This is a genomic window from Micromonospora chersina (assembly GCF_900091475.1).
GTDB lineage: Bacteria > Actinomycetota > Actinomycetes > Mycobacteriales > Micromonosporaceae > Micromonospora > Micromonospora chersina.
The window spans coordinates 4,822,920-4,837,283 of record NZ_FMIB01000002.1; the positions used below are offsets into that span (position 1 = coordinate 4,822,920).

19 protein-coding genes are annotated in these 14,364 nt (G+C 74.3%); 13 read left to right on the top strand and 6 right to left on the bottom strand.

Going from position 1 to position 14,364, the window contains the following annotated elements:
• Positions 1-4: 4 nt before the first annotated feature.
• Together GA0070603_RS22410 and GA0070603_RS22415 are read left to right on the top strand one after the other, a co-directional pair.
• On the top strand, positions 5-328 hold the full coding sequence (locus GA0070603_RS22410; protein WP_091322207.1) for a DUF1416 domain-containing protein: 324 nt from the start codon (positions 5-7) through the stop codon (positions 326-328).
• A gap of 187 nt (positions 329-515) precedes the next feature.
• Entirely contained in the window at positions 516-1,295 is a 780-nt protein-coding gene (locus tag GA0070603_RS22415; RefSeq protein ID WP_244282741.1) for a hypothetical protein, read from the top strand.
• A 42-nt stretch (positions 1,296-1,337) separates the two neighbouring features.
• Here GA0070603_RS22415 and GA0070603_RS22420 read toward each other — a convergent pair whose 3' ends face one another.
• The 3 genes from GA0070603_RS22420 to GA0070603_RS22430 form a co-directional block, all read right to left on the bottom strand.
• Positions 1,338-3,392 (bottom strand): amylo-alpha-1,6-glucosidase, encoded by a 2,055-nt coding sequence (locus GA0070603_RS22420; protein WP_091317460.1) that lies wholly within the window; start codon positions 3,390-3,392, stop codon positions 1,338-1,340.
• On the bottom strand, positions 3,389-3,769 hold the full coding sequence (locus GA0070603_RS22425; RefSeq protein ID WP_341864938.1) for an SCP2 sterol-binding domain-containing protein: 381 nt from the start codon (positions 3,767-3,769) through the stop codon (positions 3,389-3,391). The genes GA0070603_RS22420 and GA0070603_RS22425 overlap by 4 nt, the downstream gene beginning before the upstream one ends.
• 87 nt (positions 3,770-3,856) lie before the next feature.
• The gene (locus GA0070603_RS22430; RefSeq protein ID WP_091317465.1) at positions 3,857-4,231 is read right to left on the bottom strand and encodes a DsrE family protein; all 375 of its coding nucleotides are present in this window, start codon (positions 4,229-4,231) and stop codon (positions 3,857-3,859) included.
• Positions 4,232-4,243: 12 nt separating this feature from the next.
• Between GA0070603_RS22430 and mtfM the strand changes: the two genes are divergently transcribed.
• Positions 4,244-4,348 (top strand): small membrane protein MtfM, encoded by a 105-nt coding sequence (gene mtfM, locus GA0070603_RS32405; RefSeq protein ID WP_046570768.1) that lies wholly within the window; start codon positions 4,244-4,246, stop codon positions 4,346-4,348.
• Positions 4,342-4,932, top strand: coding sequence for a heme-binding beta-barrel domain-containing protein (locus GA0070603_RS22435; protein WP_091317468.1), 591 nt, complete (start codon positions 4,342-4,344; stop codon positions 4,930-4,932). The genes mtfM and GA0070603_RS22435 overlap by 7 nt, the downstream gene beginning before the upstream one ends.
• Positions 4,933-4,936: 4 nt before the next feature.
• Here GA0070603_RS22435 and GA0070603_RS22440 read toward each other — a convergent pair whose 3' ends face one another.
• Positions 4,937-5,785 (bottom strand): aminotransferase class IV, encoded by an 849-nt coding sequence (locus GA0070603_RS22440; protein ID WP_091317470.1) that lies wholly within the window; start codon positions 5,783-5,785, stop codon positions 4,937-4,939.
• 67 nt (positions 5,786-5,852) lie between these two features.
• Here GA0070603_RS22440 and GA0070603_RS22445 point away from each other — a divergent pair, with 67 nt between their 5' ends.
• The 4 genes from GA0070603_RS22445 to GA0070603_RS22460 all read left to right on the top strand — a co-directional run bounded on the left by GA0070603_RS22445 (position 5,853) and on the right by GA0070603_RS22460 (position 9,390).
• Positions 5,853-6,281, top strand: a complete 429-nt coding sequence (locus tag GA0070603_RS22445; RefSeq protein ID WP_091317473.1) for a Fur family transcriptional regulator — start codon at positions 5,853-5,855, stop codon at positions 6,279-6,281.
• On the top strand, positions 6,278-7,390 hold the full coding sequence (gene ygfZ / locus GA0070603_RS22450) for a CAF17-like 4Fe-4S cluster assembly/insertion protein YgfZ (RefSeq protein ID WP_091317476.1): 1,113 nt from the start codon (positions 6,278-6,280) through the stop codon (positions 7,388-7,390). Before GA0070603_RS22445 ends, ygfZ begins: the two co-directional genes overlap by 4 nt.
• A 118-nt stretch (positions 7,391-7,508) precedes the next feature.
• Positions 7,509-8,336: a beta-keto acid cleavage family enzyme gene (locus tag GA0070603_RS22455; protein WP_091317479.1), complete on the top strand. Its 828-nt coding sequence runs from the start codon at positions 7,509-7,511 to the stop codon at positions 8,334-8,336.
• Positions 8,337-8,430: 94 nt separating this feature from the next.
• Positions 8,431-9,390: an asparaginase gene (locus GA0070603_RS22460; RefSeq protein WP_091317481.1), complete on the top strand. Its 960-nt coding sequence runs from the start codon at positions 8,431-8,433 to the stop codon at positions 9,388-9,390.
• Between the two features lie 14 nt (positions 9,391-9,404).
• Here GA0070603_RS22460 and GA0070603_RS22465 read toward each other — a convergent pair whose 3' ends face one another.
• Positions 9,405-10,202, bottom strand: coding sequence for an alpha/beta fold hydrolase (locus tag GA0070603_RS22465; RefSeq protein ID WP_091317483.1), 798 nt, complete (start codon positions 10,200-10,202; stop codon positions 9,405-9,407).
• Positions 10,203-10,313: 111 nt separating this feature from the next.
• Here GA0070603_RS22465 and GA0070603_RS22470 point away from each other — a divergent pair, with 111 nt between their 5' ends.
• The 5 genes from GA0070603_RS22470 (at position 10,314) to GA0070603_RS22490 (ending at position 13,661) form a co-directional block, all read left to right on the top strand.
• Entirely contained in the window at positions 10,314-10,928 is a 615-nt protein-coding gene (locus tag GA0070603_RS22470) for a helix-turn-helix domain-containing protein (protein ID WP_091317486.1), read from the top strand.
• Complete coding sequence (locus tag GA0070603_RS22475; protein ID WP_091317489.1) at positions 10,925-11,635, top strand: hypothetical protein; 711 nt, start codon at positions 10,925-10,927, stop codon at positions 11,633-11,635. Before GA0070603_RS22470 ends, GA0070603_RS22475 begins: the two co-directional genes overlap by 4 nt.
• A 72-nt stretch (positions 11,636-11,707) precedes the next feature.
• On the top strand, positions 11,708-12,028 hold the full coding sequence (locus GA0070603_RS22480; RefSeq protein ID WP_091317491.1) for a DUF2516 family protein: 321 nt from the start codon (positions 11,708-11,710) through the stop codon (positions 12,026-12,028).
• Complete coding sequence (locus GA0070603_RS22485; protein WP_091317493.1) at positions 12,025-12,912, top strand: alpha/beta fold hydrolase; 888 nt, start codon at positions 12,025-12,027, stop codon at positions 12,910-12,912. Before GA0070603_RS22480 ends, GA0070603_RS22485 begins: the two co-directional genes overlap by 4 nt.
• An 11-nt stretch (positions 12,913-12,923) precedes the next feature.
• A complete protein-coding gene (locus tag GA0070603_RS22490; protein ID WP_091317495.1) occupies positions 12,924-13,661 on the top strand; it encodes an alanyl-tRNA editing protein in 738 nt (245 codons plus the stop codon).
• 7 nt (positions 13,662-13,668) lie between these two features.
• Here the strand turns inward: GA0070603_RS22490 and GA0070603_RS22495 are convergent, their stop codons facing one another.
• Positions 13,669-14,340, bottom strand: coding sequence for a nucleotidyltransferase domain-containing protein (locus GA0070603_RS22495; RefSeq protein ID WP_091322208.1), 672 nt, complete (start codon positions 14,338-14,340; stop codon positions 13,669-13,671).
• Between the last annotated feature and the right edge of the window lie 24 nt (positions 14,341-14,364).

Below are 14,364 nucleotides of genomic sequence, written 5' to 3' on the forward strand. Positions count from 1 at the left end.
CACCATGACTGCTCCCACCGCCGCCGGCTGCGCCGCGCCGGACCAGGCCGCCCCCCTCCCGGCCAGCCTGGACCTCGAGAAGGAAACCGTCATCACCGGCCTGGTCACGGCCGAGTCCGGCGAGGTCGTGCCGGGCGCGTACGTCCGGCTGCTCGACTCGACGGGCGAGTTCACCGCCGAGGTGGTGACCTCCCCGGCCGGCCAGTTCCGGTTCTTCGCCGCGCCCGGCAACTGGACCCTGCGGGCGCTCTCCCGGCACGGCAACGGCGACACCGCTGTGGCCGCCGCCCGCGGGATCAACGAGGTGACCGTCACGGTCTCCGCCTGACCCACGCTCTGATCGTGGCCCGCCGTCCCCATCGGGGACGGCGGGCCACGTGCCGTTCCGGCCCGGGGCGACGGGCGCGGCCGGGCCGGTCGCCGGCGCGTGACACGATGGCCCGGTGAGTGGTGCCGTCCAGGCGGGATACGCCCCGCCGACCCGTCCCGACCAGCCGACCGGAGGCCGGCGTCGACTGCGCTGGCTGGTGGCCGCCACGGCGGCGTGGGCGGTGCTGCTGGCCGGGCTCACCTGGTGGTCGGTGCGGCACGACCCGCCGACGGTGAAGGAGCAGCGCACCCTGGGTCAGGCGGTGCCCGTGCTGACCCGGGCGGCCGGCCAGGTGGTGGCCGCCCTCGGCGACGCCGCCTGGGCGTTCACGCCGCCCGTCGTCGAGCGGGGCTGTCGCGTCACCCCGCTGGCCGACGGCGCGTCGCTCACCCGGGGGGTGGACGTGCTGGTGCCCGCCGGTGGGGAGCGCGAGGTGCTGGAGCGCGTGGCGCGGCGGCTGCCCGCCGACTGGCGCGCCGGGGTGGCCCCGGAGGCCGGCAGCCCCCGGCTGCGCGCCGACGCGGGGGAGTTCGTCGCGGTCGACGGCCGGGTGGTGGCCGACGGCCGGGTGCGCTTCTCGGCGGACACCGGCTGCCGCCCGCTCGACACCACTGCCGTCGACGCCCACCTGCTCCCGGGATACCCGCTGGGAGCGGAACTCGACGGGGCGCTGCGGGCCCTCGGCCGGCCGGCACCGCCGGACCCCGAGCAGGTCGTCGCCCCGTGCCCGGCCGGCGGGGTCGCGCGGACGGTCCGCGTCGCCGCGGGCGCGGAGCCGGTGTCGCTGGCCGCGCTGAAGCCGCTCGGCGTCGCCGTGGTCGACCGCCCCGAGGAGTACGCCTACCGCAGCGGATCCGTCGTCGTGCTGGCCGACGCCACCGGCGACCAGCTTCGGCTGTCCGCCTCCACCGGCTGCGCCGGCTGACGTCCCGGCGGCCGCCGCGTCACCGGGCGGACCGGTCGGCGATCAGTGCCCGCGCGGGTGGTCGTGCGGCGTGCGGCTGCGGCCCAGGGCGTCCACCCGACCCCACCGGCCGGGGATGTCCAGCAGCTCCACCCGGCCCATCCCGCCCGGGACGGCGGGGTCGATGATCAGGTGCTCGCCCTGCGGCTCCAGGCCCAGCATCACCCGCAGCAGCAGCAGCGGGGTGCCGGCCGACCAGGCCTGCGGGCTGCACGCGGTGGGGTACTCCACCGGATAGTCGGTGAGACCCCGCTCGTAGCCGGCGAAAGCCTCGGGCAGCCGCCCGTCGAAGTAGCGGGACGCGCTCAGCATCCCCTCGCAGATCTGCCCGGCCTCGTCCCGGAAGCCGTACTTCCACAGGCCCCAGGCGATGATCGAGTTGTCGAACGGCCACACCGTGCCGACGTGGTAGCCGATCGGGTTGTACCGGCCCTGGTCGTCGGCGAGGGTCCGCACCCCCCAGCCGGAGAACAGCCGCGGCCCGAGCAGGTGCCCGGCGACGGTCGCCGCCCGGGACTCGTCGACGATGCCGCTCCAGAGCAGGTGCCCGATGTTGGAGGAGAGCGCGTCGACGTGCCGCCCGTCCGGGTCCAGGGCGAGCGCGTAGTACTCCCGATCGGGGATCCAGAAATCGCGGTTGAACCGCTCCTTCAGCGCCGCCGCCTCGCGTTCCAGCCGCTCGGCGTACGCCGGGTCGTTCCAGTACTTGCGGGCCAGCCGGGCGCCGCGCAGCTTGGCGTCGTACGCGTAGCCCTGGAGTTCGCAGGTGGCCCGGGGGAACGGCGGCAGCCGGCCGTCGGAGTAGGAGATCGAGTCCCAGGAGTCCTTCCAGCACTGGTTCGCCAGGCCGGTCTCCGGGTTGCGGGTCATGTACCAGACGTAGCCGGTGCCGAGCAGGTCGCCGTAGGAGTCGAGCCAGCCCAGCGCCCCCCGGGCCTCCTGCTCCAGCTGCCGGACCAGCTTCGCGTCCCCGGTCCACCGCTCGTACTCGTCGAGCAGGATCACGAAGAGCGCCGTGGTGTCGGCCGAGCCGTAGTACGGGGAGTGGGGCTGCTCCTGGAAACCGGCGGTCTCGCCGTAGCGCAGCTCGTGCAGGATCTTGCCGGGCTCCTCGTCCCGGAAGTCGTCCAGCCGGCTGCCCTGAAGGCCGGCAAGCATGAGGATGGTCGGCGGGACCAGTTCGGGCAGGAACGGCAGCACCTGGAGCGAGGTGAAGATGCTGTCCCGCCCGAACAGGGTCATGAACCAGGGCAGGCCGGCGGCGAGCAGGCGTACCCCCAGCGCGATCGACTCGTACCGGAGGGCGGCCAGGTCGTTCAGGCTGCGCCGGTACGCCCCGGCCAGCGGCTGGCAGTCGCAGCCCAGCTTCGGAGCCCGCTCGATCAGCTCGTTCTGCTCGGCGTGGATGGCCGCGACCGAGCGGTGCCCGCCGAGCGGCAGGGTGGCCCGGATGTCCTCGCCCCGGGCCCCGAAGATGGACGTCTCCACGTGCAGCTGGGTGGTCCACTCGCCGTGCGGCCCGACCCGGAGCCGGTAGGTCAGCCCCTCCTGGTCGAAGTCGGCGGGCGCGGTGCTGGTCACCACCACCTCGCGGTGGAACCCCTCCCGGCGGTAGGTGAGCCGCAGCCGGTCCCCGCTGACCGTGGGCGTGGTGCGCCCCTTCTTCTGCCGCTGGTGCTTGATCTCGAACAGGTCGGCGAAGTCGGAGCCGATGTCCACCCGGAGGGTGAACTCCACCTCCTGGCCGGAGTGGTTGAGCAGGGTCAGCTCCTCGTCGAAGCTGCCGCCGATCGACCGGCTCCGGATCACCGACACCTTTGCGTCCAGGTAGTGCGTCGGCTCGCCGGGGACCAGGAAGAACCGGGTCCGGTACGACATCGAGTCGTCGATCGAGAGCGGGTGCAGCCGCTGCCCGTTGAGGGTGAGCAGCCAGGTCGAGATGAACCGGGTGTCGAAGGAGAAGAGCCCCGTGGGGAAGTCGAACGACGGCTCGATGTCGCCGCGCCGGTCGCTGACCAGGAAGGTGTTGCCGTCCAGGATGCTGATGCGTTCCTTCATCCCGGCCGCCGGACGTGTTCGCGGGCGGTCTCCCGGGGGTCCCGGACGCCGGGCGGGTCGGGGAAGAACCGGCGGAACACCAGGAACAGCACCACGTTGCCGCTGAACGTGGCCTCGTTGCGCAGCACCGCCGCCATGCCGGCCTGCCGGCCGGTGACCAGTTCCTCGAACAGCTCGGCGCTGACCGTGAAGATGGCGTCGGCCGGCAGTTGCTCCCGGCTCACCTGGACCGCCCCGGGCGCCAACACCACGTACCAATGCTCGGTGCGGTTGCCGGTGGTCAGGTCGATCTGGAGGCGGCCACGGGTCGGGCCGCGCAGCACCCCCGGGGCCCGCGCCGGCAGGGACCCGAAGAACCGCTCGATCGCCTCACCCACAACCAAATCGTAGGCAGCGGTCGGACATGTCGGGCCAGGATCGGCAGTCCACGCGGAACGGACATCAGCCGCGCCGCCCCCGGTGGGTCAGTAGATCAGGGCCTGGGCGCCCTCGGTCATCGCCTCCTCGACGAACACCGCCGCCCCGGCGATCCGTACGCCGGGGATGACGTCGCCCTGGCCGATGTCCCGGCGGGCCGCGCACTGGGTGCAGGCGGTCACCTTGCCGGTGGTCAGGATGACGTGCAGCAGCTCGGCCAGCGGCGCGGAGTGCGGGAGCTCGAAGTCCTGCGCCCGCCCGGGCAGGGCGAACCAGGTCGATTCGCCGGTGAGCCAGAGCGACACGTCGACCCCGGCGGCGGCCGCGGTGGCGGCGACGGTGAAGGCCTGTGCGCAGCGCTCGGGGGCGTCCGCGCCGGCGGTGGCCTTGACGACGAGAGTGCGGGCCATGAGGCCCAGCATAGGATGGTCGGGATGGTTACCGAGATCGGGTTCGTCAGCCTGCTGGTCGCCGGCCTGGGCGCGCTCGCCGGTGGCCTCGTCTACCTCGCTGTTCGCATCTCGAGAGGAAAATGGTGAGCGAGAACCCGCTCCAGCCGCCGTGGCTGAACGCGCCGCCGGTCGACCCGTACCCGTACGAGGAGAGCCACGACCTGCGCGTCGGCCCGAAGCTGCACCGGAGTCTGGACGGCCTGCTCCCGTACATCGGGGTGTGGCGCGGGCGGGGTCGCGGCGGGTTCCCCACCATCGAGGACTTCGACTTCGCGCAGGAGATCCGGATCAGCCACGACGGCCGGCCGTTCCTGTTCTACGAGTCCCGCGCCTGGATCCTGGACGAGCAGAGCCGCCCGGTCCGCCCGGCCGGGCGTGAGGTGGGCTGGTGGCGTCCGGTCATGGACGGCGACCGGGTCACCGACGAGCTGGAAGCGCTGATGACCACGCCCACCGGTGTGATGGAGCTGCACATCGGCAAGCGCAAGGGCACCCAGATCGAGTTCGCCACCGACGCGGTGGTCCGCACGGCCACGGCCAAGGAGGTCACGGCGGGCGCCCGCCTCTTCGGCATCGTCGAGGGCGCCCTGCTGTACGCCCAGGAAATGGCCGCTGTGGGCCACCCCCTGAGCCCCCACCTGTCAGCCCGCCTGACCCGAGTGGCCGGCTGACCCCTCAACCCGCCTCGAAGCCCAGGAGGGTGAGGAGGTCGGGGGTGCGGGGGGAGCGTGGGCGGGGGGTCTGGTCCAGGGCGGTCACCTCGGCCAGGCCGCGGAGGGACGACGTCAGCCAGATCCCGTCGGTTTTGTGCAGATCGGCGAGGGTGATCAGGCGTTCCTCGGCCCGTAGGCCCAGGTCGGCCGCGTGGTTCAGGAGCCAGCGGGCGGTCACCCCGGGCAGGACGCCGGTTTCCGTCGCCGGCACCGTGCACAGCGTCGTGCCGGTCAGCCAGACCACGTTCGCGGTGGGCGCCTCCAGGACGTAGCCGTCGGTGGAGACCCAGAGCGCCTCGTCCACCCCGGCCCGCTCCGCCCAGCGGCGGGCGGCGGTGCTCACCGCGTACGAGGTGGACTTCACACCGGCCGGCAGCCAGCCCAGCTCGGGGCGGGAGCGGGCGGTTACCCCGAGCGGCAGGGTGGCGACCGTCACCCCGTCCCGCCGGGCCCGGCGCGCGGCCGCCGGCACCTCGCCGAGCGTGGCGTAGACCGTCGGCGGCCCGCCGCCCTCCGGCCCTCGGGTGCAGACCAGCCGCAGCGCGCCCTCGACCTCGGGCGGCCAGCCCGCGCGGACCGTGTCGAGCAGCTCGACCAGCACCCCGGTCGGAGGCAGGGCCAGCCCGACGGCGTCGGCGCCGGCCCGCAGCCGGGCCAGGTGGGCGTCGCGCAGCCAGGGCTGCCCGCCGCGCAGGTGCAGGGTCTCGAAGAGGCCGTCCCCGTGCAGCACACCCCGGTCGTCGCCGCGCAGCACCGCCTCGCCGGCCGGCACGACACCCCGGCCCGGCACGGCCACCCGCGTCGCCACCACGAGCGCAGCGTAGTGGCGTACCCCGGCGGCGGGCGGACCGGCGCGGCGGCCGAACTATGATCGGACGGTGTCCGAACCCTCCCTGGCGGAACTGCTCCGCTCCCGTGGGCTGCGGCTGACGGCGCAGCGGCAGCTGGTGCTCCAGGCTGTCCTGGACCTCGGGCACGCCACGCCGGAGCAGGTGCACACGGCGGTCCGCGAGGTGGCCGCCGGGGTCAACATCACCACCATCTACCGCACCCTGGAGCTGCTGGAACGGCTGGGGCTGGTGACCCACACGCACCTGTCGCACGGCTCGCCGACCTACCACGCGGCGGGTGAGCACCAGCACGTACACCTGGTCTGCCGGGAGTGCGGCGCGATCGACGAGATCGACCCCGAGCTGCTGCGGCCGCTCGCCGAGCAGCTTGCCGCGCAGCGGGGATTCCAGGTCGACATCGGGCACGTGGCGCTCTTCGGCGTCTGCGGCCAGTGCGAGGACGGGGAACGCCAATGATCGACATCGCGGGAGCGGTGACCGCCGAGGCCATCGACGAGGAGACCCGGGACCAGCCCGAGCCGGCCCACCGGGCGGCCGGGGTCGGCCCGGTGGCCGCCCACTACGGCGACCCGATGCGCGAGCAGCGCACCCTGGCCACCGGCGTCGGCCTGGTCGACCGCTCGCACCGGGGCGTCATCGCGGTGCCGGGCGAGGAGCGGATGACCTGGCTGCACACGCTGACCAGCCAGCACCTCGCCGCGCTGCGCCCGTGGCAGGGCACCGAGCTGCTGGTGCTCTCCCCGCACGGGCACGTCGAGCAGCACGCCATGGTCGCCGAGGACGGCGAGACCACCTGGCTGGACACCGAGCCCGGGATGACCGGCGGCCTGCTGTCCTACCTGGAGAAGATGCGGTTCTTCAGCAGGGTCGACCCGCGCGACGCCACGGCCGACCACGCGCTGCTCTCGCTGGTCGGGCCGGAGGCCACCGGCGCGCTCGACACCCTCGGTGTCACCGGGCTGGCCGCGCCGGACGTGGTCGCGGTGCCGGGTCCGAAGTTCCGCTCCGGCGAGCTGCCGCCCCGGCCCTCCGTGGTGTACGACGTGAAGCCGCTGCCCGTCGGCGGCTGGGCCCGGCGGGTGGCGCTCGGCGTCGACCTGCTGGTGCCCCGACCGGCCATGGCCGGGGTGGTCGAGGAGTTGCGCGGCGCCGGCGTGCCGGTGGCCGGGCTGTGGGCGTACGAGGCGGTGCGGGTGGCCGCCCGACAGGCCCGGGCCGGGGTGGACACCGACCACCGGACCATCCCCGCCGAGGTGGGCCTGATCGGCTCGGCCGTACACCTGGACAAGGGCTGCTACCGCGGGCAGGAGACGGTGGCCCGCGTGCACAACCTGGGCAAGCCGCCGCGCCGGCTCGCCCTGCTGCACCTGGACGGGGTGACCACCGACCAGCTCCCGGCCGCCGGCACGCCGGTGACGCTGGACGGCCGGACGGTCGGCTTCGTGGGCACCGCCGTGCATCACTTCGAGCTGGGCCAGATCGCCCTGGCCGTGGTCAAGCGGAACGTGGCGGACGACGCCCGCCTGATGGTGGGGGAGACGGCCGCCGCCATCGATCCGGCGTAAGGGCTGTCGTCCCGGCGGCCCTGAAGCGGAAAATCTTCCGCGTCCGGTGGCGGGTGCGCCCGATTCTGCTGCGATCCGCCTGTCGACCGGAGGGCGGCCGGCGGTCTAGGATCCGGGCATGACCACAGGGACGTTGATCACGGTTGCCCCGACCGGCGCGGAGTCGGCCAAGGCGGAGGTGCCGGCGCTGCCGGTGACCCTGGACGAGCTGCTGCTGACCGCCAAGGAGTGCGAGGCGCTCGGCGCCGCCGTGATCCACGTCCACATCCGCGACGACGAGGCGAAGCCCACCCTCGACCAGGGCCGGCTGCGGGAGACCGTGGCGGCGCTGCGCCAGAGCACCGACCTGATCGTGCAGCTCTCCTCCGGCGGCGCGGTGACCGACCCGGAGTCCGCCCGGCTGGCCGTGCTCGACGCCGGCCCGGACATGGCCTCCTGCACCATGGGCACTGTCAACTTCGGCGACGACGTGTTCCTCAACCGCTGGGAGTTCATCGTCGACCTGCACACCCGGATGCAGGAGCGGGGCGTCGTCCCCGAGTACGAGATCTTCGACCTCGGCCACCTCGCCGCGCTCCAGCGCCTGCTCGGCAAGTACGGCCTGCCGCACGGCGGGCACGTGCACGTCGACTTCGTGATGGGCGTGCCGGGCGGCATGCCGGGCACCACGGCCACCCTTGTCGCGGCCCAGCAGATGCTGCGCGACCTGCCCGAGGGCACCACCTTCTCGGCCACCGGCATCGGCCGCAGCACCATCCCGGTGATGCTGGCCTCGCTCTCGACCGGCGGTCACCTCCGGGTCGGCATGGAGGACACCGTCACGTACGCCAAGGGCCGCCCGGTCGAGTCGAACATGCAACTTGTCGCCCGCGCGGTCGGCTTCGCCCAGCTCGCCCAGCGTCCGCCGCTCACCACCACCGAGGCCCGGGCGCTGCTCGGCCTGTAAGCGACGGTCCGCCCGGCACCCCTGTACGCAGGCGGGCGACGCCGCTGGTCACCCCGGTGCCGGGCCCGCCGCGCCCCTCGGTACCGTCCACTCCGTGGGAAAGACGTACGAGGGCGGCGTGCCGCTCGCCGAGGTGGTCCGGTCCGGGTTCGTGGAGGGCGTCCACCGTGGTTCCGTGGTGGTGCTCGACGCCGCCGGCGCGCCGGTGTCCGGGGCGGGTGACGTCGCCTCGCCGATCTTCCCCCGGTCGTCCAACAAGCCGATGCAGGCGATCGGGATGCTCCGGGCCGGCCTGCCGCTGACCGACCCGGCCGACGTGGCGCTGGCCTCGGCGAGCCACGCCGGCGAGGAGTTCCACGTCGAGCGGGTCACCGCCCTGCTGCGCGGCGCCGGCCTGACCGAGGAGGCGCTGCACTGCCCGCCGGACCTGCCGGTCGGCGAGGCGGCCCGGGAGGCGGTGCTGCGCGCCGGGGGCGGGCCGACGCGGACCCTCATGAACTGCTCGGGCAAGCACACCGCGATGCTGCTCACCTGCCTGGCCGCCGGCTGGCCGCTGGACGGCTACTGGCGCCCCGAGCACCCGCTCCAGCAGCGCCTCACCGCCGCGATCGAGGAGTTCACCGGGGAGAAGGCGGCGGCCGTCGGGGTGGACGGCTGCGGCGCGCCGGTGCTCGCCGTCTCGCTGACCGGGCTGGCGCGGGCCTTCCTTCGGCTGGTCTCCGCCGAGCCGGGCACCGTCGAGCGGACCGTGGCCGACGCGATGCGGGCGTACCCGGAACTGGTCGGCGGCACCCAGGCCGACGACACCCGGCTGATGCGGGGCGTACCGGGGCTGCTGGCCAAGGTCGGCGCGGAGGGCGTGATCGCCGCGGCGGTGCCGGGGGTGGGCGCCGTCGCCCTCAAGATCGACGACGGCGCCGGCCGCCCCCGGATGCCGGTGCTGGTCTCAGCGCTGCGCCGCCTGGGCGTAGAGGCGCCAGTACTGACCGAGTACGCCGAGATCCCGCTGCTCGGCGGCGGCCTCCCGGTAGGCGCGGTCCGCCCGGTCTGGTAGCCCGCGGCGGCGGGTCAGGGGAGGAAGTCGAGCAGTGCGGCGTTCACCGGCTCGGGGCGCTCCAGGGGGAGCAGGTGGCCCGCGTCGGGGACGTCGGGGAGGCGCTTGCCGTGCGGGGCTTCGGCGGCGATGCGGTCCGCCAGGCGGCGGATGTCGGCCAGGTCGTCCGCGCCCGCGCCCGCCAGCACCGGCATCCGCAGCTCGGCCAGCCGCTCGATCGCCGGCGGGTCGAGTTCGCCGGCCTCGACCGCGCTGAGCGCCTGCTCGGCGGCGAGCGCCCGGCGGTCCATCTCCTCGGCGAACCGGATCAGCTCCGGGTCGACGTCGGCCGGCTGGCGGGTCGGGCCGACCACCCAGAACCGCACCTCGCCGGCCGCGGTCGCGGCGAAGTCCTCCGGGTCCACCTCGCCGACCAACTCGTCCCAGAGCCGGTCGGTCTCCTCGGACCACTCGTTTCCGGAGACCGGGGCGCCGAAGACTGCCAGCGCGGCCACCCGGTCCGGGTACGCCAGCGCGGTGTCCACCGCCACCTTGCCGCCGAACGAGCAGCCCACGAGGGCGGCCTGCGGCAGGCCCAGCGCGTCGAGCAGCCCGATCACGTCGTCGTGGTGTGCGAACGGGGTGGGTGGCAGCTCGGAGTCGCCGTAGCCGCGCAGGTCGACGGCGACGACCCGGTGCCGGGCGGCGAGCGCGGGCACCTGGTGCCGCCACATCCGCCGGTCGGCGATGCCGGCGTGCAGCAACACCACCGGGGTGCCGCTACCGGCCTCGTCGTACGCGAGCTGGGTGCCGTTGACCTCGATCTTGACCACGGGGGAACCGTACGGACGTGACACCCGGCGCGCAACCGGCTATCAGTGACCTCGCTAACTCTGGCTAGCACTTTGCTTGCAGCAGCTAGCACCGCGAGCTAGCGTGGAGTCATGGCCACCAGCAAGGACCTTCCCGACGTCGGCGGGTTCATTCGCGACCTGCGCCGCAACGCGAAGATCTCGCTGCGACAGCTCGCCGAGCAGGCCGGCGTCAGCAACCCGTACCTGAGCCAGATCGAGCGCGGCCTGCGCAAGCCGAGCGCCGAGGTGCTCCAGCAGCTCGCCAGCGCCCTGCGTGTCTCCACCCCGGCCATGTACCTGCGGGCCGGGCTGCTGGACGACAAGGAGGGGCAGGGCGTGCTCGCGGCGATCGCCGTCGACCCCGAGCTGACCATGGCCCAGAAGCAGTCGCTCACCCAGATCTACGAGACGTTCCGCCGGGAGAACGCGCGCCTCGCCGAGGCGACGGCCGCGACCCAGGCGGCCACGGAACCGGAGGCCCCGGCCACCGAGCCGGCCACCGCGCCGGAGGCCCCGGCCACCGTCGCGCCGGCCGCGACCGGCCCCACGACGCCGGACGGCACCCCGACCGAGGCGGTCCTCGAGTCGGTCGCCGTCACGGAGGCGGGCACCGCGCCCGCCCCGACCACCGCCGTCCCCCAGAAGAAGACCGCCCGCAGGGTGGTCCGGAAGGCCGCCGGTGCGGCCGAAGAGGAGCAGTCATGACCCAGCCGAAGACCAACCGCATCCCCGCCCCCGTCTACGCCGCCGCCGGCGCCGGCGAGCTGGCCCTCCAGCAGCTGCGCAAGCTCCCCACCGTGGTCAGCGACCTCGGCACCCGGGTCGTCGCCGACCTCGGCGGCAAGGCCGTCGTCACCGGCTTCGAGCTGCGCCAGAAGGCCACCGAGACGCTGAAGACCGCCAACCTGACCGCCACCGGGCTGCGGGAGAAGGCCGGCTCGGGCGACCTCGACCTCGACAAGCTGCGCGAGGCCGCCAACCTGGACAAGCTCCGGGAGGCCGCCAACCTGGACAAGCTGCGCGAGGCCGCCGGCCGCAACGCCGCCGCCGTGCTGGCCGGCGCCCAGGCCGCGCAGGAGCGGGCCCTGGCCGCGTACGCCGAGCTGGTCGCCCGCGGTGAGCGGGTCGTCGGCGCGGGCGTGCTGGAGGCCGCCGACACGGTGAACGCCGACATCGAGGCCACCGAGGCCGTCACCACCCCGGCCGCTCCGGCCACCGTGGCCGCGGAGGCCGCCGCCGCGCCGGCCGAGGTGCCGACCCCGGCGGAGGTGGCCGAGGTCGTCGAGGCCCAGCCCGCCGCCGTGAAGCGGACCCGGGCGAAGGCCACCACCGCGAAGGCGACCGCCACCAAGGCCACCCCCTCGGCGAAGCTGCCGAAGACCACGAAGCGGACCCGCCCGACCGCCGAGTGAGTCGAGCCTGGACCGAGACCCCGGACGGCGTCCTGTCGGACGTTTCCGGGGTCTCGGCATAAGCTTGCCGACATGGCCTACGCCGCGCCGCTCTTCTACCTCGAAGTCCGCTACGTGATCGAGCTGATCCTGCTCGTCTTCGCCCTGGTCATCGAGGCCGTCTCCCTGGTGCACGCGATCACCCAGCGATCCGACGCCTTTGCGGCCATCGGCACCCTCCCCAAGGGTGGCTGGATCGCCATCCTGGCCGTCTGCATGGTGCTCACCCTGCTCGGTGTCGGCGGCGGTGTGCTCAGCATCTTCGGTCTCATCGGTGTCGCCGCGGCGCTGATCTACCTGCTGGACGTCCGGGTCGGGCTCCGCGACCTGCACGACGGCCGGGGCTTCTGGTGAGAGGTTTCCGCTGGCCACCACCGCCCGACGGCGGGCCCCGCACCTGGGGCCCGGGCCCCGGCGCCCCCCGCACCGGCCGCCCGGCCCTGCCCGAGCCGGAGACCGAGCTGGTCACCACCCCGCACGGCGTACGCCTGGAGCGGCTGGTCACCGGCACCGGTGACCCGGTCACCGTGTTCGCGCACGGGCTGGGCAACGGCATCGCCACCACCCGCCCGTTCGGCAGCGGGGTCACCGGCCGGCGGCTCTTCTTCCAGTTCCGCGGGCACGGCCGCTCCGACTCGCCGCCCGGCCCGTGGAGCTACCTGGACCTGGCCCGTGACCTGCGGGCGGTCGCCGACCTCGGCGGCGCCACCCGGGCCTTCGGGGCCAGCCTCGGCGCCGGCGCGCTGTGCCGGCTGCTCGTCGAGAGCCCGGAACGCTTCGAGAAGCTGGTCTTCTTCCTGCCGGCCGTGCTGGACACCCCGCGCGGCGAGGTGGCCCGCACCCGGCTCACCGGCCTGCTCGACGCGGTGGCCGACGGCGACGCCTCGACGCTGGCCGACGTGGTGTCGCTGGAGCTGCCGCCCTCGGTCCGCAACACCCCGGCCGGTTGGGCCTACCTGCGGCAGCGGCTCGACCAGCTGCTCCGCGACGGGCTCGCGCCGGGCCTGGCCAGCCTGCCCGAGCAGACCCCGGTGCGCGACGCCGGTGCGCTCGCCGCGGTCACCGCGCCGGCCCTGGTGATCGGCTGCGCGGGCGACGACCTGCACCCGGTGGCCGTCGCCGAGCAGTTGGCCGCCGCGCTGCCCGGGGCCACCCTGCACGTGTACGACAGGCCCGGCGTGCTCTGGACGGAACGCGCCGACCTGCGGGAGCGGATCTCGACGTTCCTCAACGGGTAACGTCGGCGGTCATGGGCGTCACACACCACGGCCGCACGCACCGACTCGACCTCGCCGACCCCACCCTGCGGGAGTGGCAGTGCACGGTGCTGGCGGCCGATCCCGAACAGGGCATCGTGCTGGACCGGTCGGCCTTCTACCCGGGCGGCGGCGGGCAGCCGCCGGACCATGGGGTGCTGCTCTGGCAGGGGGTGCAGACCCGGATCGTGGGCACCCGCAAGGGTGACGACCTCTGGCTCGTCCCGGCCGAGGGTGACCCGGTCCCCCCGGTCGGCACCGCCGTGACCGGCGCGGTCGAGGACACCCGGCGGACCATGCTGATGCGCACCCACTCCGGCCTGCACGTGCTCTGCGGCGTGGTGTTCCGCGACTTCGGCGCCCTGGTCACCGGCGGCAACATGGAACCGGGCGAGGCCCGGATGGACTTCAACCTCCCCGAGGTCCCGCCGGACTTCAAGGCCCGCATCGAGGACCTGGTCAACGCCGAGGTGGCCGCCGACCGGTCGGTCGCCGTCCGGGTGCTGCCCCGGGCGGAGGCGCTGGCCCTGCCGGACATCATCCGTACCCAGTCCAACCTGATCCCGCCCGAGGAGCAGGAGGTGCGGATCGTCGACATCGTCGGGCTGGACGTGCAGGCCGACGGCGGCACGCACGTGGCCTCCACCGCCCAGATCGGCAAGGTCCAGGTGGTCAAGGTGGAGAGCAAGGGCCGGGCCAACCGCCGGGTACGCGTGCGCCTGGTCGACTGAGGCCGGTTCAGCGCGGCAGGTGCGCCGCCCGGACGTCGAGCAGCCACCGCTCCACGGTCTCCTCGTCCGGACGCTCGGGCAGCGGGGTGCGGATCCGTGCGAAGTCCCGCTCGGCCGCCGCCACCAGCTCCTCCGCCTCGGCCAGCGCGCCACCTGCCACCCGCTCGCCGAACGCCCGGAACCACTCCGGCTCGGCCAGCCGGATCTCCAGCACGCCTGTCGCGTAGAGCACCCGGCCCTGGTGCAGCAGCCGGGCCAGATGCCGGGCGTGCTTCGCCGACCGCCGCCGACCCCCGACAGTGGAGTCACGAGCCGTCAGCTTGCGGAACTGCTGGCTCGCGTAGCCGAGGTAGGCGTCCCGGACCCGGGGTGCGCTCAGGAAGGCCGAGCGGATGCCGATGAGCCGCTCGCCGAACGCGGTGCGCGTCTCGTAGCACTCCTCGGGCAGCCACATCAGTTCGGTGGCGGTCGGGTTGCCGCTCAGCGCGAGGCGGGCGTACTTCGCGCACTCGTGCAGGGTCACGTCCGGATCCGTCGTCACCACGGACTCCCGGGGCGGGTGCAGGCCGTGGAAGGCGATCGTGGGCGCGGCGAAGACGCCGATCCGGTCCACGTCCGAGTCCGGCCCGGCCAGCCCGTACGCGACCGAGCCGACGATCCCGGAGAGCAGCAGGTGCATGCGGGCCATGATGGCCGATCCCTA

Excerpts from the sequence above, each read along its gene's own strand:
- GA0070603_RS22410 (WP_091322207.1), top strand. The coding sequence starts at position 5 with ATGACTGCTCCCACCGCCGCCGGCTGCGCCGCGCCGGACCAGGCCGCC.
- GA0070603_RS22420 (WP_091317460.1), bottom strand. The coding sequence starts at position 3,392 with ATGAAGGAACGCATCAGCATCCTGGACGGCAACACCTTCCTGGTCAGC.
- GA0070603_RS22430 (WP_091317465.1), bottom strand. The coding sequence starts at position 4,231 with ATGCTGGGCCTCATGGCCCGCACTCTCGTCGTCAAGGCCACCGCCGGC.
- mtfM (WP_046570768.1), top strand. The coding sequence starts at position 4,244 with ATGGTTACCGAGATCGGGTTCGTCAGCCTGCTGGTCGCCGGCCTGGGC.
- GA0070603_RS22435 (WP_091317468.1), top strand. The coding sequence starts at position 4,342 with ATGGTGAGCGAGAACCCGCTCCAGCCGCCGTGGCTGAACGCGCCGCCG.
- ygfZ (WP_091317476.1), top strand. The coding sequence starts at position 6,278 with ATGATCGACATCGCGGGAGCGGTGACCGCCGAGGCCATCGACGAGGAG.
- GA0070603_RS22455 (WP_091317479.1), top strand. The coding sequence starts at position 7,509 with ATGACCACAGGGACGTTGATCACGGTTGCCCCGACCGGCGCGGAGTCG.
- GA0070603_RS22470 (WP_091317486.1), top strand. The coding sequence starts at position 10,314 with ATGGCCACCAGCAAGGACCTTCCCGACGTCGGCGGGTTCATTCGCGAC.
- GA0070603_RS22475 (WP_091317489.1), top strand. The coding sequence starts at position 10,925 with ATGACCCAGCCGAAGACCAACCGCATCCCCGCCCCCGTCTACGCCGCC.
- GA0070603_RS22480 (WP_091317491.1), top strand. The coding sequence starts at position 11,708 with ATGGCCTACGCCGCGCCGCTCTTCTACCTCGAAGTCCGCTACGTGATC.
- GA0070603_RS22490 (WP_091317495.1), top strand. The coding sequence starts at position 12,924 with ATGGGCGTCACACACCACGGCCGCACGCACCGACTCGACCTCGCCGAC.
- GA0070603_RS22495 (WP_091322208.1), bottom strand. The coding sequence starts at position 14,340 with ATGCACCTGCTGCTCTCCGGGATCGTCGGCTCGGTCGCGTACGGGCTG.